The 22322-nt window shown below is 33.6% G+C and carries 19 protein-coding genes, 2 pseudogenes and 1 riboswitch; of the genes and pseudogenes, 9 read left to right on the top strand and 12 right to left on the bottom strand.

All coding sequences use genetic code 11. The features are described from left to right. Positions 1–3 precede the first annotated feature (3 nt). Positions 4–801, bottom strand: coding sequence for a hypothetical protein (locus MUA60_RS15305; protein WP_262648999.1), 798 nt, complete (start codon positions 799–801; stop codon positions 4–6). A 23-nt stretch (positions 802–824) separates the two neighbouring features. After that, positions 825–1727, bottom strand: coding sequence for a type I pantothenate kinase (gene coaA, locus MUA60_RS15300; RefSeq protein ID WP_025906185.1), 903 nt, complete (start codon positions 1725–1727; stop codon positions 825–827). Between the two features lie 197 nt (positions 1728–1924). Here coaA and MUA60_RS15295 point away from each other — a divergent pair, with 197 nt between their 5' ends. After that, positions 1925–2338, top strand: coding sequence for a VOC family protein (locus MUA60_RS15295; RefSeq protein WP_262650637.1), 414 nt, complete (start codon positions 1925–1927; stop codon positions 2336–2338). Positions 2339–2375: 37 nt separating this feature from the next. On the opposite strand, the gene MUA60_RS15290 is transcribed toward MUA60_RS15295, so the two are convergent. Then, positions 2376–3197 (bottom strand): YqiA/YcfP family alpha/beta fold hydrolase, encoded by an 822-nt coding sequence (locus MUA60_RS15290; protein ID WP_262648998.1) that lies wholly within the window; start codon positions 3195–3197, stop codon positions 2376–2378. A gap of 158 nt (positions 3198–3355) precedes the next feature. Then, positions 3356–4228, bottom strand: coding sequence for a prolipoprotein diacylglyceryl transferase (locus MUA60_RS15285; RefSeq protein ID WP_262648997.1), 873 nt, complete (start codon positions 4226–4228; stop codon positions 3356–3358). A gap of 210 nt (positions 4229–4438) precedes the next feature. Between MUA60_RS15285 and MUA60_RS15280 the strand changes: the two genes are divergently transcribed. From MUA60_RS15280 to MUA60_RS15270, 3 genes are all read left to right on the top strand, one after another. Beyond that, complete coding sequence (locus tag MUA60_RS15280; protein ID WP_262648996.1) at positions 4439–5956, top strand: anion permease; 1518 nt, start codon at positions 4439–4441, stop codon at positions 5954–5956. 147 nt (positions 5957–6103) lie between these two features. After that, a complete protein-coding gene (locus MUA60_RS15275; protein WP_262648361.1) occupies positions 6104–6640 on the top strand; it encodes a transposase in 537 nt (178 codons plus the stop codon). Next, on the top strand, positions 6637–7512 hold the full coding sequence (locus MUA60_RS15270) for an IS3 family transposase (RefSeq protein ID WP_316964834.1): 876 nt from the start codon (positions 6637–6639) through the stop codon (positions 7510–7512). Before MUA60_RS15275 ends, MUA60_RS15270 begins: the two co-directional genes overlap by 4 nt. A 220-nt stretch (positions 7513–7732) precedes the next feature. Here MUA60_RS15270 and MUA60_RS15265 read toward each other — a convergent pair whose 3' ends face one another. Both MUA60_RS15265 and MUA60_RS15260 read right to left on the bottom strand, forming a co-directional pair. Next, the gene (locus MUA60_RS15265) at positions 7733–9073 is read right to left on the bottom strand and encodes a sodium-dependent transporter (protein ID WP_262648995.1); all 1341 of its coding nucleotides are present in this window, start codon (positions 9071–9073) and stop codon (positions 7733–7735) included. 311 nt (positions 9074–9384) lie between these two features. Further along, positions 9385–10044: a nitroreductase family protein gene (locus MUA60_RS15260; RefSeq protein WP_262648994.1), complete on the bottom strand. Its 660-nt coding sequence runs from the start codon at positions 10042–10044 to the stop codon at positions 9385–9387. A 153-nt stretch (positions 10045–10197) separates the two neighbouring features. On the opposite strand from MUA60_RS15260, the pseudogene MUA60_RS15255 reads away from it, so the two are divergent. Then, a pseudogene (locus MUA60_RS15255) lies at positions 10198–11184 on the top strand (NAD(P)H-dependent flavin oxidoreductase). Positions 11185–11212: 28 nt separating this feature from the next. Here the strand turns inward: MUA60_RS15255 and MUA60_RS15250 are convergent. Both MUA60_RS15250 and MUA60_RS15245 read right to left on the bottom strand, forming a co-directional pair. After that, the gene (locus tag MUA60_RS15250) at positions 11213–11869 is read right to left on the bottom strand and encodes a GNAT family N-acetyltransferase (RefSeq protein WP_262648993.1); all 657 of its coding nucleotides are present in this window, start codon (positions 11867–11869) and stop codon (positions 11213–11215) included. A 137-nt stretch (positions 11870–12006) separates the two neighbouring features. After that, a complete protein-coding gene (locus MUA60_RS15245) occupies positions 12007–13575 on the bottom strand; it encodes a DUF2382 domain-containing protein (protein WP_262648992.1) in 1569 nt (522 codons plus the stop codon). A 255-nt stretch (positions 13576–13830) separates the two neighbouring features. Then, positions 13831–13933: riboswitch (purine riboswitch) on the top strand. Between the two features lie 108 nt (positions 13934–14041). Here MUA60_RS15245 and xpt point away from each other — a divergent pair. From xpt to guaA, 4 genes are read left to right on the top strand one after another with little or no spacing between them, the layout of a single operon-like run. Beyond that, a complete protein-coding gene (gene xpt / locus MUA60_RS15240) occupies positions 14042–14617 on the top strand; it encodes a xanthine phosphoribosyltransferase (protein ID WP_037589423.1) in 576 nt (191 codons plus the stop codon). Between the two features lies 1 nt (position 14618). Further along, positions 14619–15887 (top strand): nucleobase:cation symporter-2 family protein, encoded by a 1269-nt coding sequence (locus MUA60_RS15235; protein ID WP_037589422.1) that lies wholly within the window; start codon positions 14619–14621, stop codon positions 15885–15887. 34 nt (positions 15888–15921) lie between these two features. Further along, a complete protein-coding gene (guaB, locus tag MUA60_RS15230) occupies positions 15922–17391 on the top strand; it encodes an IMP dehydrogenase (protein WP_262648991.1) in 1470 nt (489 codons plus the stop codon). Between the two features lie 19 nt (positions 17392–17410). Continuing rightward, positions 17411–18955 carry a glutamine-hydrolyzing GMP synthase gene (gene guaA / locus MUA60_RS15225; protein ID WP_262648990.1) on the top strand — a complete coding sequence of 515 codons (1545 nt, stop codon included), beginning with the start codon at positions 17411–17413 and terminating at the stop codon, positions 18953–18955. A 135-nt stretch (positions 18956–19090) separates the two neighbouring features. Here the strand turns inward: guaA and MUA60_RS15220 are convergent, their stop codons facing one another. The 4 genes and pseudogenes from MUA60_RS15220 to MUA60_RS15205 all read right to left on the bottom strand — a co-directional run bounded on the left by MUA60_RS15220 (position 19091) and on the right by MUA60_RS15205 (position 22278). After that, positions 19091–19765 (bottom strand): IS6-like element IS257 family transposase, encoded by a 675-nt coding sequence (locus tag MUA60_RS15220; RefSeq protein ID WP_262648940.1) that lies wholly within the window; start codon positions 19763–19765, stop codon positions 19091–19093. Between the two features lie 33 nt (positions 19766–19798). Then, positions 19799–20512 (bottom strand): annotated as a pseudogene (locus tag MUA60_RS15215) (recombinase family protein); the annotation flags it as partial. 21 nt (positions 20513–20533) lie between these two features. Next, positions 20534–21883, bottom strand: coding sequence for a cassette chromosome recombinase CcrA (ccrA, locus tag MUA60_RS15210; RefSeq protein ID WP_262648989.1), 1350 nt, complete (start codon positions 21881–21883; stop codon positions 20534–20536). A gap of 191 nt (positions 21884–22074) precedes the next feature. After that, positions 22075–22278 carry a hypothetical protein gene (locus MUA60_RS15205; protein WP_262648988.1) on the bottom strand — a complete coding sequence of 68 codons (204 nt, stop codon included), beginning with the start codon at positions 22276–22278 and terminating at the stop codon, positions 22075–22077. Positions 22279–22322: the final 44 nt, after the last annotated feature.

The raw sequence follows: 22322 nt of genomic DNA, 5'->3' as shown, positions 1-22322 counted from the left end.
GGACTATAGAGGGTTTTTTCTGCAGTAGTGTTCTTGATAATTTCCCCATTCATTATCAAGCTCTGATTTAGTTACAATTTTATAAGGATTAAAAATGGTTTGTCCATTTTTATTTATGAATAGTCTATCATCAATTTGATATGCGGCATGTACTACGGCGTTATTCTTTAAATAAACAATTACATCACCGTTTTGACTTCCTTCTGAAACTAATTCGTAGTTTAAAGATTTAAGGTATGTTAGAAAAGCATCTTCTTTTATCCACTGTTGTAATATATTTTTATCACTAGTAATAGCATAAAGGACTGTTGAAAGACAGTTTGATCCTTGATATTTTGGAAAAGTAGAAACAATTGAACTTAAATGATTGGGTAATTGCAATGTTGAATGGTGTGTTACGTGATTATCACAATATCTATCTACTCTATTTTGGAAAAACTGTCTTTGTTTATTTGTTGTTAATTGACTCCACTTCTGTGAAGTAATGAGGTTACCTTCTAAGAATAGTGGATTGTTAACTCTTTCTTGTTCCTGAAGTATATAAGCTTTTGAATCTCTGTTAAGATTTTCAAACCAACCTTTAGAAGCTTGGATTACATAATTGTAATCACTTAAATTCCAAAACTCATATAAATTATTTGTATCAATATTAAATGAACTTGTTGTCTTAAATGCATCTTTAAGAGTGATAACTACATCTTCATTTTCAAAAGGGATATCTTTAACAAAAAATAAATCAAAATTATTATAATAATTTTCAGACCAATATTTAAGTATTTGTTCAGTAGGATATATTTTCATAACTATACCTCAATTCTAATAACTTAAAATTTATTAAATTTCAGTTTTTCTATAACATGGTCGTGATTTTTATATAGTACGAGATCTGCTCTGTTTTTAGTTGGCAAGATGTTTTTGATTAAATTGACTTCGTTAATATTGTCCCATAGATCTGTTGCTATTTTTAAGGCTTCGTCTTTTGGGATGTCTCGATATTTATAGAAATGTGAGTCTGGCTTCTGGAAGGCTTCTTCTTGAAGTAGTAAGAAGCGGTTAAGATACCATTTCTTCATATTTTCTATAGTTGTGTGTAAATATATTTTGTAATCAATATAATCACTTACGAGTTCTTCTTCATGTGGACTTACTTGGAAGATGTTCACACCTTCTATAATAAGAATGTCCGGACAGTCTATGTTGTGATATTGGTCTTTAAGACGGTCGTATGTGATATGTGAATACGTGTATGTTGGAATGTTAGGCTCGTTGTTCTTAATTTGTTTTAAGTGACTGATTAATGTTTTTGTATCATAACTTTCAGGAAATCCTTTTTTAGAAAGTAAGTCTTTATCGATGAGTTCTTGTTTAGGCATGATGTAACCATCAGTCGTAATTAGATCAACTTTCCAGTCTGCGTTATATTCTTGTAGTAAGTTTAAAAGCAGTCTTGAGACAGTACTTTTTCCTACAGAAACCCCTCCTGATATTCCAATAATAAAAGGTGGTGTGTTATTTTTGTTATGTAATTTGTTGTTAATGTTAGATGAATAATCTTTATGGAACTTAACTTTGTTTGTCAAAAAATTAATGAGTGGCAAATAGAGTTCATTAATTTCTGAATTTGTTAAGTTATCATTTAAACTGATAATTTCTTCTAAGTTTAAATGACTTGTATCCATATCTAATTTAAAATTTGTGTTTTGCCATTCTTCTTTTGTGAATTTCATAATGAGTTCCTTTACTTAAGAATTTTTCACTTTTTACAGTACTCGTATAGGGTAACATAAATAGTCATGAAAGTGCTTTATTAATTTAGAAAAATTCTTATATACTATTTTATTCATGTTCATCATGATTTTCTTTATAGTGTTAAAATGTATAGAAGATATGGAAATTATTAAAAATTGTCTTAATATAATTTTGAATTAGAGGTGATTGGAAGACGAATGGTTCTATACATCATTTAGAGATCTATGTTAGTGATATAAATAAATCTAAAATCTTTTATAGTTGGTTATTAGGACTGCTAGGATATAGTTTGTATCAAGAATGGAGAGAAGGTTTTAGCTTTAAATTAAATGAAACGTACATAGTATTTGTACAAGTGGACGATTCATTTAAACAATATGGGTATCATCGTAAAAGGATTGGATTAAATCATTTGGCATTTACTGTTGAAGACAGAGTAACAGTGGATGATATCAATATTATTTTGGAACAAAAAAATATTAATAAACTGTATGATGATTTATATCCGTATGCTGGTGGTAATCATCATTATGCTGTTTATTTTGAAGATCCAGATAGAATGAAAATTGAAATAGTATCTAAAGAATAACACCACCTTCATATCAGATTTAGAGGTGGTGTTATTCTTAAAATTCTGCTATGACAAGTTTGTCTTCAAGGACTTGGTTTACAAAGTTTACGGTTGCTTCTCTTGATATAGGTTTATGTCCGAGCTTTTTATTGTTGTATAATATGAACTTTATGTTTGAACTGTTTATTTCGTATTTATCTAAGAAACTACAAAATGGATTGAAGTGTCTAGTCATATCAGTCTCACATAATCTGTTCTGGATGTAATAAATTTTAGGTACATATTTTTGTTTGCGGAATAAGCTTGTGATCGATAGTCTCAGTGCGTATTGTTTTTTGATATAATCACGTGAACGGTTGGGAAATATTTTGGTGTATAATTTTTCGACGTTCACTTTATCGTAGCGATCTACGTAACATTGTGGATTGTTCACTACAGCAGTTGTGCCTTTATGCAATGTTGCTAAATACATAGACATAAAGCCACCTGCTGATGAACCACAATAGACGACATTTTGAGATTCTATTTGGAGTGCTTGCGTGACTTGTTGCGCAATTTCAGAATAGTCTTTTAAGAAATGACGTTCTTCTCTTCCGACACCCCAACCTATACGTAATTGTTTATAATGAATGGTTCTGTCATCTATATAAAGACAATTCGCATTAAAATCTTCATGCCATTTACTTCTCATAAAGACAGGCGGTTTGCTTTTAGATGGATCAATCGCGCCATTTGAAAATACAACTAATTTATGATTGTCTTCTTTAAGATTTAATTTGATATAGATGTCTAAATCATCTTTCATGATTTTCACAACTTGATTGTTATGTGCCCATAAAAGGTCGTTATTCAAATCTTCGTAATTTAATGTTTCCATGATGTGAAACACTCCTAATGGTTAATATTCATTACAAGTACTTAATATAAAATTCAATATAACAAAGTACGCTAGCAATTAACAATTATATAGTGGAAATTTACAAAAACTTAACAAAAAAGAGGCTAGGCATCATGCCCGACCTCTTCTTAAAGGGATTAAATATTAAATAATCTTTGGAAGAATCCTTTTTTCTTAGGTTCTTCTTCAGTTTCTGATTTGATTTCTTCTTTTACGTCTTCTTCTTTGTTTTCTGAAGGCTTTGAAGTATCGTCTACTGTCGTTTCAGGTGCTTTTTCTTCAGTAGATGCTGCTTTGTCAGTCGTTTCTTCTTTAGATGTAGTTGTATCTTCTTTAGATTCTACTGCTTTATCAGTAGTCGTTTCTGGTTTAACAGCAGTTTCTTTATCTTCTGATTTCAATTCAGCTTGTGTTTCTGATTTAGCTGGCTCTTCAGCTACAGCAACTTTTGTTTCTTCTTTTACTTCTTGTTTGTTCGTTTCAACTGATTCACTAGAAGTCTTATCTTCTGAAACTACTTTAGAACTTTGTGGTTGTTCAGCTTGTTTCGTTTCAACTTTAGTATCATTCTCTTGAGCAGTAGCCTCTGATTGTTGAGGTGCTTGTAATGCTAAAGTTTGTTCTAGTTTCTGTTGTTGAATATGTACTTGTTGCAACATTTCACCAAGCATTTGTCTTTCTCTACGCATATGTTGAACTTCTAATCTTAATTCTTCAATTAAATGTTGTAGTTCAGGTGTTTGATTAGCAGGTTCGTCTTTAACAAGAACTTGTAAAAAGTCTTTCTCTTGTTCAAGTGTTTCGAATGCTTGGTCATAACTATTTGTTTCTTTAACTTTTTCCGCTATTTCTTGGAAAAGTTCAATATCTTCTTCTTGGAAGTCTGTCGCTTCTCTTCCACGATATTCTGTCTTAGAAAGTTGATATCCTCTGTCTTCTAAGTGCTGTACAATTTTTCTAACTTGCTTTTCACTAAGACCTACTTTAGTTGCGAATTCTTTAGTTAACATATTATAAATCATCCTTTATTTGACAGTAATTTAATAGGTAGGGTTGTCTGTCGGCAGACAACCGTCACACTTCCCTTTATACATTACATGTAAATAACAGAAAGTTCAAGTATTTATTGTATTAATTGTGAAAAGTATTATATGCAAAAAAGAAATATGTTATTATTTAGGAAATTAGAACAATAAAAATTAATATTGGAGCTGTTAGATATGTCTAATAATACTGAGAAAAAATCTTTTAAACCAATTTGGATTATTGTTAGTTTTGTTGTATTAATTGGGATATTGTTATTACCAACTTCAAATGATTTACCTGTTATGGCAAAATGTGCGTTAGCGATTTTAGCTTTTGCAGTTGTTATGTGGGTAACAGAAGCCGTAACTTATCCTGTATCAGCGGTTATGATTGTTGGACTGATCGTCGTACTCATTGGATTTAGTCCAGTTCAAAATTTAGGAGATGCTTTAGGCAATCCGTCAGCAAATGGAAAAGCTTTAGAAGGGGATGCATTACTAGGTACAGGAAATGCATTAAAAATGGCTTTAAGTGGATTTTCAGGATCTGCAGTGGCACTCGTTGCTGCAGCATTATTCTTAGCTACAGCGATGCAAGTAACCAATTTACATAAACGTTTAGCATTACAAGTACTTTCTATTGTAGGAAACAAAACAAATAGAATGGTTATCGGTGCAATTGTAGTTTCTATTATTTTAGCATTCTTTGTACCTTCAGCTACTGCAAGAGCAGGTGCTGTTGTACCTATATTATTAGGAATGATTACTGCATTTAAAACATCTAAGAACAGTAAATTAGCAGCATTATTGATTATTACGGCCGTGCATGCTGTCTCAATATGGAATATAGGTATTAAGACTGCCGCCGCTCAAAATATCGTGGCGATAGGATTTATTAATAAATCAATGGGACAAGATGTTTCTTGGGGTGAATGGTTCTTATATGCAGCACCATGGGCGATTATCATGTCAGTCGTCTTATACTTTGTGATGATTACTGTCATTAAACCTGAGGAGAAAGAAATAGAAGGTGGTAATGAATTAGTTAAAGCACAATTAAAGGAATTAGGACCAGTTTCATCAAGAGAGTGGAGACTCATTACGATTTCTGTCTTATTATTATTTTTCTGGTCTACCGAAAAAGTACTTCATCCTATTGATTCATCGTCTATAACAATCATCGCATTAGCAATTATGTTAACACCTAAAATCGGTGTCTTTACTTGGGAAGATGTTGAGAAGAAAATTCCTTGGGGTACAGTTATCGTATTTGGAATCGGTATCTCACTAGGAACAGTATTGTTGGAAACAACAGCGGCACAATGGTTAAGTGATAAAACATTTGGATTAATGGGACTTAATCATATGCCACTAATCGCAACCATTGCACTCATTTCAATATTTAATATTTTAATACATTTAGGATTTGCGAGTGCTACGAGTTTATCTTCAGCATTAATCCCTGTGTTTATAGCCCTAACACAAACATTAAATTTAGGAGATCAATCTATCGGATTTGTACTTATACAACAATTCGTGATTAGCTTCGGTTTCTTATTGCCAGTTAGTTCACCACAAAATATGCTGGCTTACGGTACAGAAACATTTACCGTTAAAGACTTTATTAAAACAGGCGTACCACTCACAGTCATTGGATACTTATTAATTATCTTGTTCAGCATGACATATTGGAAGTGGATAGGATTGATATAGAAGGGAAGACGTGAGTTAAAGAGGTTGCTGAGATGAGAAATCGTTCAAGTCTTGGCTTAAGTCCTGAATAAAGCCAAGAGATGAGCCAAGTCTGATGTGAACCCAAATATTTGAACTAAACAAATCAAAATATTGGGGTGCATTCTAATGAGGAAAAAATATGAATTTAAATTCAAACTAAAACTTGTAAAAGAATATTTAGAAGGACATCAAAGTTATAGAACAATTGCTTTAAAATATGGTATTTCAAGTTGGTCTGTCCTTCGGATTTGGGTCAATCAATATAAAGAGTTTGGAGAAGAAGGTTTAGAAATAAAAAGTAGAAATACTGTTTATACTAGCGAATTTAAATTATCTGTTTTAAAATTTAGACAAGAAAATATGTTGTCTTATCAAGATACTGCGAATCACTTTAGAATTATTAATCCTATTATCATTGCCAATTGGCAACATCAATTTGATGAAAAGTGTCGTCTTGATATAGATAATAAACAAAAGGGACGATCTCACACTATGACTAAAAAACGATCTAAATCAGATAATAAAAATTTACCTTTAAATGAAAATGAACGTGAAGAACTTGAAAGACTTAGAAATGAAAATGAGACGTTAAAGGCAGGTATAGCCTATCAAAAAAAGTTACAAGCCTTGACCGACATTTACGGAAGCAAAAATCAGAAATAGTAAAGGTCATTAAGGAACTAAATGAAACATATAATATACGATTAAGTATCTTATTTAAAGTCGCTCAAATAGCTAAATCTGTATACTATTATTGGATAAATAAATTTAGTAAAGCTGATAAAGATGAAACATTGATTCAAGTAATAAAAGAAATATGTGAAGAATCAAACCATACCTATGGTTATCGTCGTGTTACACAAGCACTAAGAAATAGAGGTCTTATCGTAAATCATAAAAAAGTACTAAGAATTATGAAAGAACATAATCTAACTTGTACAAAGTTCACACATAGAGGTCGTAAGTATCGTTCCTTTAAAGGTAAAGTTGGTAAAGTAGCTCAAAATATATTAAATCGTAGATTTAAAACAAGTCTCCCATTTCAAAAAGTCGTAACAGATATTACAGAGTTCAAATTAATGAATGGTCAGAAATTATATTTATCACCTTTTATGGACTTATATAGTTCAGAGATTATCAGCTTTAAAATCTCAAGTCGTCCTACATTAGATATAGTCATCAATCCATTAAAAGAAATGATAAAGCGTCGTCCAAACCTAGATCATCGTTTAACGATTCATTCAGATCAAGGCTGGCATTATCAACATTCACAATACACTAGATTATTAAAAGACCATAAAATATTTCAGAGTATGTCTAGAAAAGGTAATTGTCTAGATAATTCAGTTATGGAAAACTTTTTTTGGTTACTTAAACAAGAAATGTATTATGGCCAAGAATTTAAAGATTTTCAGGACCTTGAACAAGCTATTCATCGATATATCGATTTTTATAATAACGAAAGAATCAAATCAAAATTAAAAGGCTTATCTCCCAAAAATTACAGGAGACAAACCTTTGAAATAATATACTAATTAAGGTTTAGATTTTTGGGTTCAGTACAGTCATGGCTTAAGTCCTGAATAAAGCCAAGAGATGAGTCAAGTCGTGGCTTAGGTCCCGAATAAAGCCAAGAGATATTCCAAGTCGTGGCTTAAGTCCTGAATAAAGCCAAGAGATCATCCAAGTCCATCCGAACTACATAAAAAAGCCGTTCAATTCCCAAAAAATTGAACGGCTTCTTCTTTTCTCTATTTAAATTAATTGTCCGATAAATACGGCGATGATGATAATTGGAAGTACAAATTTAACTAAGAAATACCATGTATTTACAAAGAGTCTTCCTTTTTTAGTATCGCTCATATTTAATTCTTCCATAATGATTTCTTTATTGAATATATGACCCACAAAGATGGTTACGCCTAATGCACCTATTGGCATTAAGATATTCGCGACTAAGTAATCCATATTATCGAAGAATGTACCGACACCGAATGTAAAGTCTTGGAGTAATCCGTTTGAAAGTGCTGATGGTATCCCGAATATAAAGACTAATATACCAATGATATATGACCATTTTTTTCTATTATCATTATTATTTTTAGTAATATTTGAGATGTTCAATTCTAATAACGAAATTGAAGATGTAATGGCTGCGAATAAAAATAATATTAAAAATAGTAAATAGAACAATTGACCGACAAACATTTGATCAAATACTTGTGGAAGGACGATAAATAATAATCCTGGTCCTTGGTTAGGTTCTAATCCAAATGCGAAAATAGATGGGAAGATGGCTAACCCTGCTGCTATTGATACAGCAATATTCATCCACACAATGGCATTCGCACTTTTGACGATGTTTGTTTTACGATCTAAATATGAAGCGTATGTCATCATACCACATGTTCCTAGTGATAATGCGAAGAACGATTGTCCTAAGGCGTATAGTATACCTTCAGCACTTAAATCTGATACTTTTGGTTGTAGGAAATATTGAATTCCGTCTAAAGCACCGTCTAAAGTGATCGATCTAATAATGACAATTACGAACGATATAAATAACAGTGGCATCATGACTTTTGAAGCTTTCTCGATACCTTTTTCTACACCTTTACTGACAATGACTACAGTGAAAAGTATAAAAGCGAATTGACTCGCTAATGAATAAAATGGGTTAGATATATAATCATTAAAGATGTTGCCGTAATTATGTGATTGCGTTAATCCAAGGCTGTCTAAAAGTGTACGTATAATATATAAAATGATCCAACCACCGATCACACTATAGAATGAAAATAGTACAAAGACTGTTAGATTTCCAAGCCAGCCTACTAAATTCCAAGATGATTTACCGGATACTTTTTTGAAGATGCTAGTAGAATATGTTCTACCATAACGTCCCAATACAAAATCACTTAAAAGTAGTGGTAAACCAACAAGCAATGTGAAGATAATAAATATTAATAAAAATGCGCCACCACCGTATGTTCCAGCCATATATGGGAATTTCCATACAGCACCAATTCCTATAGCTGACCCGGCACTTGCTAGAACGAAGCCGATACTGGACGACCATTGAGATAAATTTTTCATATATATTCCTTCTTTTAATCTGACATTCACTTTAAAGCGGTAAAGCTTTTAAGTAAAAAAATAAAACTCACAGCAATGAATTTTACACTATATTTTTAGATAATGCAATATTAAAAAAATAGGCTGGGACATAAAGCATGTCTCAGCCAGTTTTAGCATCTTGGCAGTAGATGACTGAATTGAAATACGCTTGTTTCAAGCTTTTTCAACTCTAGTCATCCTTGCCGGGGCGGGACTACGAAATCTTTTTATACAAATTAGATTTCTGTCCCGCTCCCAGAGTATTAGTACAAATAGAACGAATAAAGTTCTTATTGGCCGATTGAACCGTTACTATCATCATTCCAAGCGATGATTCTATCTACTGGTAATCTACTTGAATCATGTGGTGGTTTAACACCTTTACCAATAGCAATTAAATGAGCTGGTACATATCTAGAAGTATCGATGTTTAATGCTTCTAATACAGCTGTCTTATCGAATCCGCCGATAGGGTTAGTATCATAACCGTGATCAGTCGCAATAAGCATTAATTGCATAGAAGCTAAGTTTGCATCCATTAAACCTTGTGCATTAAAGTAACTTTCGTCAGCACTGCTAATTAAATTTGAAATTGTTTCAATAAAGTAATCTTTTGAATTTTCATCCATATAACCAAGTTCAACATTCTTCTCGTAAATATCGCTCACGTATTCAGCGTGTTTTAAATCTGCAAGTACAAGAATAATCGCACTTGATGAATGTAATTGTCTTTGGTTGAACTGAACAAGATGGTCTAATTTTTGTTTTGTTTCTTCAGAATCGATGATAACAAAGCGCCATGGTTGTAAGTTGATTGATGAAGGTGCTTTAGTAGCAAGTGCTATCATTTCTTTTATTTCTTCTCTTGGAATTTTGAAGTTTGGATCGAACTCTTTAACTGATTTTCTTTTTTTAATAATTTCAGTTAATGAAAGCTTTGAGTGTGTCATTTTATTTCTCCTTTTAGTATGATGTCATTATAATGCACCAATTAACTAAAAAAATAAAATGATTAGCTTACGAATTAAATTTTTTAGGAGGGATTGTCATTGAAATCGAAAAAATTAATCTCAGAATTGGATAAACCGATTTTTCTAGCGGGTATGGCTGGAGGTATTACAACACCTGACTTAGTGGCTTCAGTTTGTAATGTAGGCGGCTTTGGACAAATCGGTGCTGGATATATGACGCCTGATGCTTTAGCTAAAGATATAGACCAAATTAGACATATGACTTCTGAACCGTTTGGCGTCAATTTATTTGTGCCAGAGTATCCAGCTATTGATCATGAAAAAGTTGATTTTATGAATAAAATATTACATCCCATAACAGAAAAATTAAACAGCAAACAAATACAAGATGTTTCAATAGATGTGAATTTTGAGGACATGTTAAACGTGATTATAGAGAAACATGTTGAATATGTAAGCTTTACATTTGGTAAGCCTTCAGAAAATCTCGTTTGCACATTACATGGCCATCATATTAATGTAATAGGAACTGCAACAGATTTAAATGAAGCTCAAGCTTTGGAATCCATTGGTATTGATGCGATAGTGATTCAAGGTAGTGAAGCGGGTGGTCATAGAGGTTCATTTGAACAATCACTGCCAGAAAATCGTCTCACAACTGAGCAATTGTTTAATTAAACGTATCCTTTGATTAACGTGCCATTAATAGTAGCGGGCGGTATCACGACACCAGAATTAGCGAAACGTTATATTCAAAAAGGTGCTCATGCAGTTCAACTTGGAACAGCATTCTTAACAACACATGAAAGTGGTGCACCAGATGTGCATAAAGCGCATATATTAAAAGCACATCCAGATGATATTATATTAACGAATACGTTTAGTGGGCGTTATGCAAAGGGTATTATAAATCCCTTTATACAGTATATGGAACAATTTAAAGATGATATTTGTCCGTATCCGATTCAAAATATATTAACACAACCTTTGAGAGGGCAGTCTAAAAAGTTAAACAATCCAGATTATATGAATTTATGGTGTGGTACAAATCCAGAAGGTGCTAAAGATGAAAGTGTCCATGAATTAATGGAAAGATATCTTAAAGCAATAAAAAGCTGACATCGCATGTGATGTCAGCTTTTCTAACTTATAAATCCATAGATTCTAATAATTCGTATACAAATTCTCGATTGTTTTCATTTCCGTGTATGTACTTGTTGATGTAACAAGAACGAATACTCGGTGAGATAACGTCTTTTTGAAGCGGCAAGTATTGCTTAATATATAAATCTATAGGTGTAGGTGCTAATGATTTTTGTGGATTCGGTTGTATATAAGGGATGTCTTGTTGAACTTCATAACCATGTCTATTAAAGAAGTTCTTACGCAGAATCGCTTCTTCTTTACCACTGTTGTTCTCGTATGATTCTTCTCCAAACGATTCCAACATAATCATGTTAGCATCTCTTCCATGAACATCTTGAGCATGTTTATGAAGTTCTGCTTCAATTCTTTCCAACGTTTGTCCGCCAACACGCTGATTGCGGTATTCAGGATGCGTCATTAAATAAATAATAAAAGCTGAATTTGTTGTAGGTTCATAATGACCTGTAGACAAACTTACGACCGTGTCATCAATTAAACCAACTAAAAATATATAATGTTTCTTTATGTAATCAGATGTAAGCGAATGGATGAAGACGTGGCGGTCTTCTCGCACCTCTGCCTTGAAAATATCTTCATACATTTCTAATGCTTTTTTGAATAATGGATCATCGATAGATGTGACAACTTCAAAATTCATAGTTATGAACCCCTCATAATCAATATTTTATAATATTATAACATAAGATTTTAATGGTAGTACTATCGTATTGAGGAAATAAAAAGAGAGACCAGGACATGACATTATGTCCCAGCCTCTTAAGTTATTATATTGTCTTATTTAGGGTTATCATCTGTAGGATTATTGATATCTGTTTCTTCATGTCTCACTTTTTCAGAAACATGTTCAGTATCTTGAACTTTATTTTTCTTAATGACGATTTCTTCAGATACGACATTTTCTTTTTCTACTTTTACACGTTCTTCGTGTAATGGAATGTGTACGGAATCATCATCATTAGCGTTAAAGTCTTCGTCTACTTTCTCATTAACGGGTCTACGTTCGATTGTTACTTCTTCACGTTCAACCGGTACATCAAATTCTTGTTCTTCTTCTACAACATGTTTATCTACAGATGCTTCACCTGTTTCAACATTCTCTTTGTCTACATTTAGACGTTCTTCATGAAGTTGAACAGATTCTTCATCTACATTGTTATTTTGTGTTTCATTATTGTAAGATGTTTCGCCTACATTATTATCTTGTGTGTCGTTGTTGTATGACTGCTCAGAAGTGTGAACATTTGTATCTTGATCATCTTGGCTAGTAGAGAAGTTAGATTCACGTGTTGTTGTTTCATCTGATACTGGTGGTTCAACACTTTCATTTGGTTTATCGTAGTTTAAGTTAGAACGTTCTCTTTCTACGTCGTCATCATGCACTCTTGAGAATGATGATTCATCTTCTCTTGTTAAATCTTGTTGATCTTTAACATTATCTGTTTCACCATAATCGCTAGAGTAGACTCTTCTATCGTCTTGTACGTCATCTTCTGTTTCTTGTTGTTCTCTATGTTCATTTGCATATCCAGCTGCGCCAAGACCAGAAGCACCTGCTAAATTAGCTGAAGTTGATGTTTCTTGATGGTCGATGTTTGAATCATCCACATCATCATGCGCTACGTCTTCTTCATTAATATTATTGCCATATCGATTTGTATTTACATCTCGATCCGTTTCAGCTTCGTTATCAAATGATGGTGCATCTGTTTTTTCTGTATCTGCAGTATCCACATCTTGAGTTAGATCATTTTCAGGTACTTCATCTTGCTGATTAAATTCTTCTTCTCTTTCAGCTTTATCAAAATCAGATGTTTCATTCACATCTTCCTCTTGATCTGAAGTTGAATGTACAGCAGCGGCACCAGCGCCCGCAGCACCTGCACCTAATCCAGCACCAGCAGCTGTACCTTTAGATACGCCACTATCTTCGCTCTCATCACTAGAAAATGGTTTCGTATTATCGTAATGCTCATTTCCTGTTTGAGAGTCTTTAGGATGATTTGAATCATAGTTTTCAGTATCGCTTATATTGTCATTATCAACATATAATAGTATTTTTCCGTTATTAAGTTCTTGTTTATAGCTATCTAATTCTTCTTCTGGAATATTTAAACTTGATAATACACGTTCTTCAGCACTTTCGCCTGAGAATAGTGCAGTAATTTTGTCGCTAAATGAGCCTCTAGAGTTCTTCACTTTAACATCCGTGTAGTCTAAAGAGTTATCATCTAACTTGTCTTCGGAAATAACTTGTAAGTCACTTTCTCCGACACCTTCTTCTTTCAATTGATCAATACGTTGCAGTAAATCACTTTCGTTACTAAATTTTTCTATTTTACCCATACTAAAACCTCCATAAATTTGTAATGTGTAAAAATCTTATCAACAGTGATTATGCTCTAGGTGTATACATACTTAATAAATATTGTCTACGTTAATACAATATAATTCTCAAATACCCTTGTGGAGGACAATCAAACAATATTCAATCAACTTTCTAATTATTTAGATTTTTCAGTTTATTCAAAACCTCTTAAAATAGCGCTAACATAAGGTTTTGCCTATTGTAAAAATACTGATATTTTGTTATTATCAATGAATAATTTATTACTAAAAACTCATATAATCTGAAGAATATGGCTTTGGAAGTTTCTACCGTGTTGCCTTAAACGACACGACTATGAGTAAATGAATAACACTGGAATCAGACTATCCAAAATGGTGTGGTTTTATATTATTTTTTACTCATCTTACCTATTTTTTAGGATTAAGGTGTGTTTTTTTTAATCTAAATGAGGAGGCGAGTAGTGTGAGGACACTACAAGATAGGGTTAAAGAAGATGGTGTAGTCATCGATGAAAAGATTCTCAAGGTTGATTCATTTTTAAATCACCAAATTGATGCAAAGTTAATGTATGAAGTTGGTCAAGTTATTACGGAACATTTTAAAGACAAGAAAATCACGAAAGTACTTACGATTGAAGCGTCAGGTATCGCACCTGCAATAATGGCATCTTTACATTTAGACGTGCCATGTTTATTTGCGAAAAAAGCAAAACCATCTACAATGACATCTGAATTTTATCAAACAGATATTCACTCATTTACTAAAAATACAACGAGTACAGTGGTTATTGCGAAACAATTTTTAAATGAAGACGACCATGTATTAATTATTGATGACTTCTTAGCGAATGGCGAAGCATCATTAGGATTACATCGTTTAGTTCAAGCAGCAAACGCAACAACATCTGGAATTGGAATTGTTATAGAAAAAAGTTTCCAACCGGGTAGAGAGAAGTTGGAATCTGAAGGACTAGAAGTCTTATCTCTATGCCAAGTTGCTTCATTATTAGGAAATACAGTCAAACTGGTAGGAGAATAACATGAAAAATTTCATCTTAAGTGTTCAACATTTACTTGCTATGTATGCGGGTGCCATAATGGTACCTATTATCGTCGGATCTGCTTTAAAATTCACACCTGAAGAAGTGGCTTACTTAGTCGCAATTGATATCTTTATGTGTGGTGTAGCAACATTTTTACAAGTATATAAAGGAATAGGAATTGGACTGCCGGTAGTCTTGGGATGTACATTTACAGCCGTAGCACCAATGATTCTAGTTGGTAATACACATGGTATCGGTGTGCTATACGGTTCTATATTTCTTTCAGGGATTATTGTAGTCTTAATTTCTCCATTTTTCTCGTATTTAGTAAAATTATTTCCACCTGTTGTTACAGGGAGTGTTGTTACAATAATCGGTATTACGTTAATGCCAGTTGCCATGAATTATTTAGCAGGTGGTCAAGGTGAAAAGAACTACGGAGACAGTAAAAATATATTCTTAGGTTTATTTACATTAGTGATCATCTTATTAATACAAAGATTATCTAAAGGGTTCATTAAATCTATAGCGATATTACTCGGTTTATTAATAGGTACAACCGTCGCTTCCTTCTATGGATTAGTGGATACATCGAATTTAAGAACGTCGAATTGGTTGGAATTACCTAGACCATTTAGATTTAGCGGGTTTGAATTTGAATTTGGTACAACGATCGTCTTTGTCATTATTGCAATCGTTAGTTTGATAGAATCAACAGGCGTGTACCATGCTTTAAGTGAAATTACGAAACAACCTATATCAAGAAAAGACTTATCAAAAGGTTATAGAGCTGAAGGGATTGCGATTATAATTGGTTCAATCTTTAATGCATTTCCTTACACAGCTTATTCTCAAAACGTTGGACTAGTATCATTGTCTGGCGCTAAAAAGAATCAAATCATGTATATGATGGTTGCATTATTAATCGTATGTGGCTCAATACCTAAGCTCGGTGCATTAGCAAGCATGATTCCATTTCCAGTATTAGGTGGTGCGATGATTGCGATGTTTGGAATGGTTATGGCATACGGTGTGAAAATGCTTGGTGGCATAGACTTTAACAAACAAAACAATTTACTCGTGATTGCCGTATCGGTCGGGATTGGTGCAGGTATTACAGCAGTACCTCAAGCGCTTGAAACATTTGGAGAAGAATATGCTTGGTTAACACAAAACGGTATCGTATTAGGTACTTTCTCAGCTATTATATTAAATTTATGTTTTAATGGATTAAACAATCAACAAAACAGTGAAAATGTGAAATAATAAATATGAAAATAAATTAGTGGAGGTTATATTCATGTGGGAAAACAAATTTCAAAAAGAAGGCTTAACGTTCGATGATGTATTATTAGTACCAGCAAAATCAGAGGTATTACCAAGTGATGTAGACTTAAGCGTATCTCTTTCCAAAAATATTAAGTTAAATATTCCAATCATTTCAGCTGGTATGGATACAGTTACTGAAGCTAAAATGGCGATTGCTATGGCAAGACAAGGTGGCTTAGGTGTTATTCATAAGAACATGTCTATAGAACATCAAGCAGATGAGGTACAAAAAGTTAAACGTTCAGAAAATGGCGTTATTACAAACCCATTCTTCTTAACACCTGATGAGCAAGTGTACGCAGCAGAAGCATTGATGAGTAAATACCGTATTTCTGGTGTTCCAATCGTTAATAACGAAGAAGATATGGAACTTGTCGGTATTATTACTAACCGTGACTTAAGATTTATCGAAAACTTCTCAATTAAAATTTCTGATGTTATGACTAAAGAAGATTTAGTAACAGCACCAGTTGGCACAACGTTAGAACAAGCAGAAGAAATTTTACAAAAATATAAAATCGAAAAACTTCCATTAATTTCTGAAGAAGGTAAACTTAAAGGATTAATTACAATTAAAGATATTGAAAAAGTAATCGAATTCCCATATGCAGCAAAAGATAGTGAAGGACGTCTACTTGTTGCAGCAGCATTAGGTATTGCTAAAGATACACCAATTCGTGCTCAAAAATTAGTAGAAGCAGGCGCAGATGCACTTGTTATTGATACTGCACATGGTCACTCTAAAGGTGTCTTAGATGTCGTTAAACATATTAGTGAATCATACCCAGAAGTTACAATTATCGCAGGTAACGTTGCTACAGGTGAAGGTACTAAAGCATTGTTTGAAGCGGGAGCAGACGTCGTTAAAGTTGGTATTGGACCAGGTTCAATCTGTACAACTCGTGTCGTTGCAGGTGTAGGTGTACCTCAAATTACAGCTATTTATGATTGTGCAACAGAAGCACGTAACTATGGTAAAGCAATTATTGCTGACGGTGGTATTAAATTCTCTGGTGATATCGCGAAAGCTTTAGCAGCAGGTGGACATGCAGTTATGTTAGGTAGCTTACTTGCTGGTACAGAAGAAAGCCCTGGACAAACAGAAATCTTCCAAGGTCGTCAATATAAAGTTTATCGTGGTATGGGATCACTTGGTGCGATGGAACAAGGTTCTAAAGACCGTTACTTCCAAGAAGATACTGCAGCTAAGAAATTTGTACCAGAAGGCATTGAAGGTAGAATTGACTTTAAAGGCCCATTACAAGATACAATTTATCAATTAATTGGCGGTATTAAGAGCGGTATGGGTTACACAGGATCAGCTAACCTAGAACAATTAAGAGAAGAAGCTCAGTTTATTAGAATGACTGGCGCAGGCCTTAAAGAATCACATCCACATGATGTTCAAATTACTAAAGAAGCACCAAACTACTCATTTTAATTAAAGGAGAACGACAATTATGGAAATGGCTTTTGAACAAGAGTTAATTCTTGTATTGGATTTTGGTAGTCAATATAACCAATTGATTACACGTCGTATAAGAGAAATGGGCGTATACAGTGAGTTACACGACCATGAAATCTCAATCGAAGAAATTAAAAAAATGAATCCTAAAGGTATTATACTTTCAGGTGGACCAAATTCAGTATACGAAGAGGGATCATTCACAGTTGATCCTGAAATCTTTGAACTAGGTATTCCTGTTTTAGGTATTTGTTACGGTATGCAATTAATGACTAAATTATTAGGTGGTTCTGTAGAAAGAGCTAATGAACGTGAATACGGTAAAGCAACATTAAACGTTAAATCAGATGACGAGTTATTCTTCAGCTTACCTAATAGTCAAACAGTTTGGATGAGTCACAGTGACAAAGTAATCGATATTCCTGAGAACTTTGAAATCATTGCAGACAGCCCAAGTTGTCAAAATGCAGCAATTGAAGATAAATCAAGAAAATTATACGGTGTACAATTCCATCCAGAAGTAAGACATACTGAATACGGAAATGACTTATTAAGAAACTTCATTCGTCGTGTTTGTGAATGTACAGGAAACTGGACTATGGAGAACTTTGTTGAAATCGAAGTAGAAAAAATTAGAGAACAAGTTGGCGATCGTAAAGTATTATGTGCGATGAGTGGTGGCGTTGATTCATCAGTTGTAGCAGTATTACTTCATAAAGCAATTGGCGATCAATTAACTTGTATCTTCGTAGACCATGGTTTGCTTAGAAAAGGTGAAGGCGACATGGTAATGGAGAACTTTGGTGAAGGATTCAATATGAACATTATTAGAGTAGATGCCAAAGATCCTTTCATGAGTAAATTAGCTGGCGTTTCAGACCCTGAGAAAAAACGTAAAATTATCGGTAATGAATTTGTATACGTATTTGATAACGAAGCATCAAAATTAGAAGGCGTTGATTTCCTTGCACAAGGTACGCTTTATACAGATATCATTGAATCAGGTACAAAGACTGCACAAACAATTAAATCACACCATAACGTAGGTGGATTACCAGAAGACATGCAGTTCCAATTAATTGAACCAATTAATACACTATTTAAAGACGAAGTACGTGCACTAGGAATCGAATTAGGCATACCAGAACATTTAGTATGGCGCCAACCATTCCCTGGCCCAGGTTTAGGAATTCGTGTATTAGGTGAAATTACTGAAGAAAAATTAGAAATCGTAAGAGAATCAGACGCAATTCTAAGAGAAGTCGTGCGTGAAGAAGGTCTAGAAAGAGACATTTGGCAATACTTCACAGTATTACCAGATATCCGTTCAGTAGGAGTTATGGGAGACTACCGTACATATGACTACACAGTCGGCGTACGCGCAGTAACATCAATAGACGGCATGACAAGTGACTTCGCAAGAATTGACTGGGAAGTCTTACAAAAAGTATCAAGCCGTATCGTAAACGAAGTAGACCACGTAAACAGAGTTGTCTATGACATTACATCTAAGCCCCCAAGCACAATTGAGTGGGAGTAAGATTATAGTAAATATTAAGGCTAGAAACACCGTGAAATTGGTGTTTCTAGCCTTTTTTGATTAATATATTATAGAGGGTTCTGTTGCAAAGTAAAAAAATATAGCTAACCACTAATATGTCATGTCAGTGTTCGTTTAACTTGCTAGCATGATGCTAATTTCGTGGCATGGCGAAAATCCGTAGATCTGAAGAGACCTGCGGTTCTTTTTATATAGAGCGTAAATACATTCAATACCTTTTAAAGTATTCTTTGCCGTATTGATACTTTGATATCTTGTCTTTCTTACTTTAATATAACGGTGATCTTGCTCAATGAGATTATTCAGATATTTCGATGTACAATGACAGTCAGGTTTAAGTTTAAAAGCTTTAATGACTTTAGCCATTGCTACCTTCGTTGAAGGTGCCTGATCTGTAATCACTTTTTGAGGTTTACCAAATTGTTTAATGAGACGTTTGATAAATGCATATGCTGAATGATTATCTCGTTGCTTACGCAACCAAATATCTAATGTATGTCCCTCTGCATCAATGGCACGATATAAATAGTTCCATTTTCCTTTTATTTTGATGTACGTCTCATCAATACGCCATTTGTAATAAGCTTTTTTATGCTTTTTCTTCCAAATTTGATATAAAATCGGGGCATATTCTTGAACCCAACGGTAGACCGTTGAATGATGAACATTTACACCACGTTCCCTTAATATTTCAGATATATCACGATAACTCAATGCATATCTTAGATAGTAGCCAACGGCTAAAGTGATGACGTCCTTGTTAAATTGTTTATATCTGAAATAGTTCATACAGAAGACTCCTTTTTGTTAAAATTATACTATAAATTCAACTTTGCAACAGAACCATGGATTGACTAAGATATAGGTTATTGAATTGATGCTAAAAGGATTACCTTTTTTAGTAACATATCCTTTGTGATTGAGGGCATTGGCAATTTTACGATAACCATGTCCTTTGGCATAAGATTCGAATATATATTTCACGATATTCGCTTCATGTTGATTAATCATCAGTTCGTGTTTATTATCAGGTATTTTGTCATATCCTAGTGGAATATTGCCTTGATAATAGCCTTCTTGAGCACGTCTGGTTTGTCCCATGAATACGTTCTCGACAATGTTATTACGTTCGAATTCTGAGAAGCTCGCAAGTATTTGTAACATGAGTTTACCAGAAGAAGTATTGACTTCCATACGTTCAGATAAGCTGAAGAATTCGACATTTTGACGATGAAGGTCTTCAACAATTTTGAGTAAGTCTGATGTATTACGTGCGAGTCGATTTGTTTTATATACCATGACACAATCGATGAGACCTTCATTTGCATCATGTAACATACGTTGAAGTTCAGGACGGTTCATAGACTTTCCTGATATACCACGATCGGCGTATATATCTTTGACCTCGAAATGATGAAAGTTACAATATTCTTTGATTTGATTGATTTGTCCGTCGATACTATAACCTTCAGCACTTTGGATTTCCGTTGATACACGAACATAGATACCGACACGTTTTTGTTTGAGTTGTTGCATAGCTGATTTATCCTTTCTTGTTTAGCCAGTTGATGATTGTATCGTTTGATTAACGATGTTTAGTGGCTCATTTTTTATATAGATTCCGCTTAATTCTTTATTTTTAGTAATATGAATGACATCAATATAGGGATATAACATGTTTAACGTGAAACTTTTCTGTATAACCTTTTGTAGTGATGTTTGTAACTGAGTATCACTTATTGAAGATATGGTTTTGCGCTTTTGAAGCACTGATTGAGACTGATTCCTGAATGTTTCAGCATCAATCATACCTTTGGCAAGTTTATCTATCAGTTGTTCTTGCGTGAGTGTATGTTTAGCTTCTATGTCCCTTTGTCTTTTGAATCGTTGTTGAATTGTTTGGTTGATTTTTGAATAGAGCTGTTGGTTCTGAAAGAAGTTCTGACAAGTCGCTAAGACACTTGTTTCTAATACTTGCGCATTGATTCCTTTGAATGCACAGACAAAACGTGATGCATTCATGTTTTTAGGACAGACATAATAACGTAAGGTATGGTGCTTTTTTCTAATTGTCATATTAGTCAGGGTTGATCCACAATATGGACATTTTATTTTCTTCTGAAGTTGATTATCTGAGGGAGTCCGTTTTGTATGTTTTTGTGACCGTATTTCTTGAGCTTGTTCGTATATATTGGTCGAAACAATAGATGGGAACATGTTATCATATTGTCCATATTGATTGATAACGCGACCACAATAATTAGGATTCGTGATAATAGCGCGTACTTGGTAGGGCTTACGATTAATACATTTATCATCTGTGTCTAGGTATTGCGCAATTTTCTTATAACCATAGCCTTGTAGGTAGTAATGGAATATTGTCTTAACCGTTGGTGCTTCATCTTGATTAATTGTGAATGTGCCATTGCGATAGGTATAACCAAATGGTGCATGTGTCGTGATGAGTTTACCTTGTCTAACTTTTTCTTTAAGACCATTCTTGACTTGTTCACCAATATTATCGGACTCTAATTCTGCGAGACTTATGAATACATTAAGTTTTAGGCGATCAAACGCTTTATCCATATCAAAATAGCCATCATGAATACTTAGAATATGAACATGATACTTTTGACACAGTTTCATAAGTTTTAATGCATTTTTCAAATTACGATGCAGTCGATTCAAGCGATAACAACATAATACATCACATTGTCCTTGTTGAATCAGTTCAGTAATTTGTTGGTAACCGTTCCGCTTATCAGTGCGTCCTGATTGCTTATCGCTATAAAAGGTAATGTATTGAATATTATGTTTTTTGGCTAATGCCTCGATGGTTTGTTTTTGTGCTGCTAAGGATTGTTGCTTTGTAGTGCTCTGTCGTAAGTAACCTATTGCTTGTTTCATCGTATTTCCTCCTTCCACATTGATAATATATATTTATGAATGAATTTACACATAAGCCCAACACCAATCAGGTGTTGGGCGTTATTATTAGTCATCAGCGTGATTGATTTCTTCAATCACTAAATCAGCGAGTAATGTGATTAATTCGTCCATATTATTCCTCCCAATTGACTTTGATAGTAGTAAAAGTGTTATACCAACATCGGAAATATTGTAATGAATTCGATATTTAGCTTTGAGCAGAGTCTGTCCAATTCAGAGTAATCTTCATAGGTTCCCCAAGAGACAATACGTTTAGGTTTGATGTTTTTAAGTTTAATGTCATCAATAGGCGTGTTTTCTAAAAATTCAGATCTTTCATCTGTAATATTATGTGTTAATGCAATTACGTTCATAATTTTTTCCTCCGATTGATTTAATGAGCTACAACGCGTTTATA

This window comes from Mammaliicoccus sciuri, from assembly GCF_025561425.1.
In the GTDB taxonomy this organism is placed as follows: domain Bacteria; phylum Bacillota; class Bacilli; order Staphylococcales; family Staphylococcaceae; genus Mammaliicoccus; species Mammaliicoccus sciuri_A.
The sequence above is the reverse complement of the archived record's forward strand: the minus strand, read 5'-3'. Positions and strand labels throughout refer to the sequence as shown.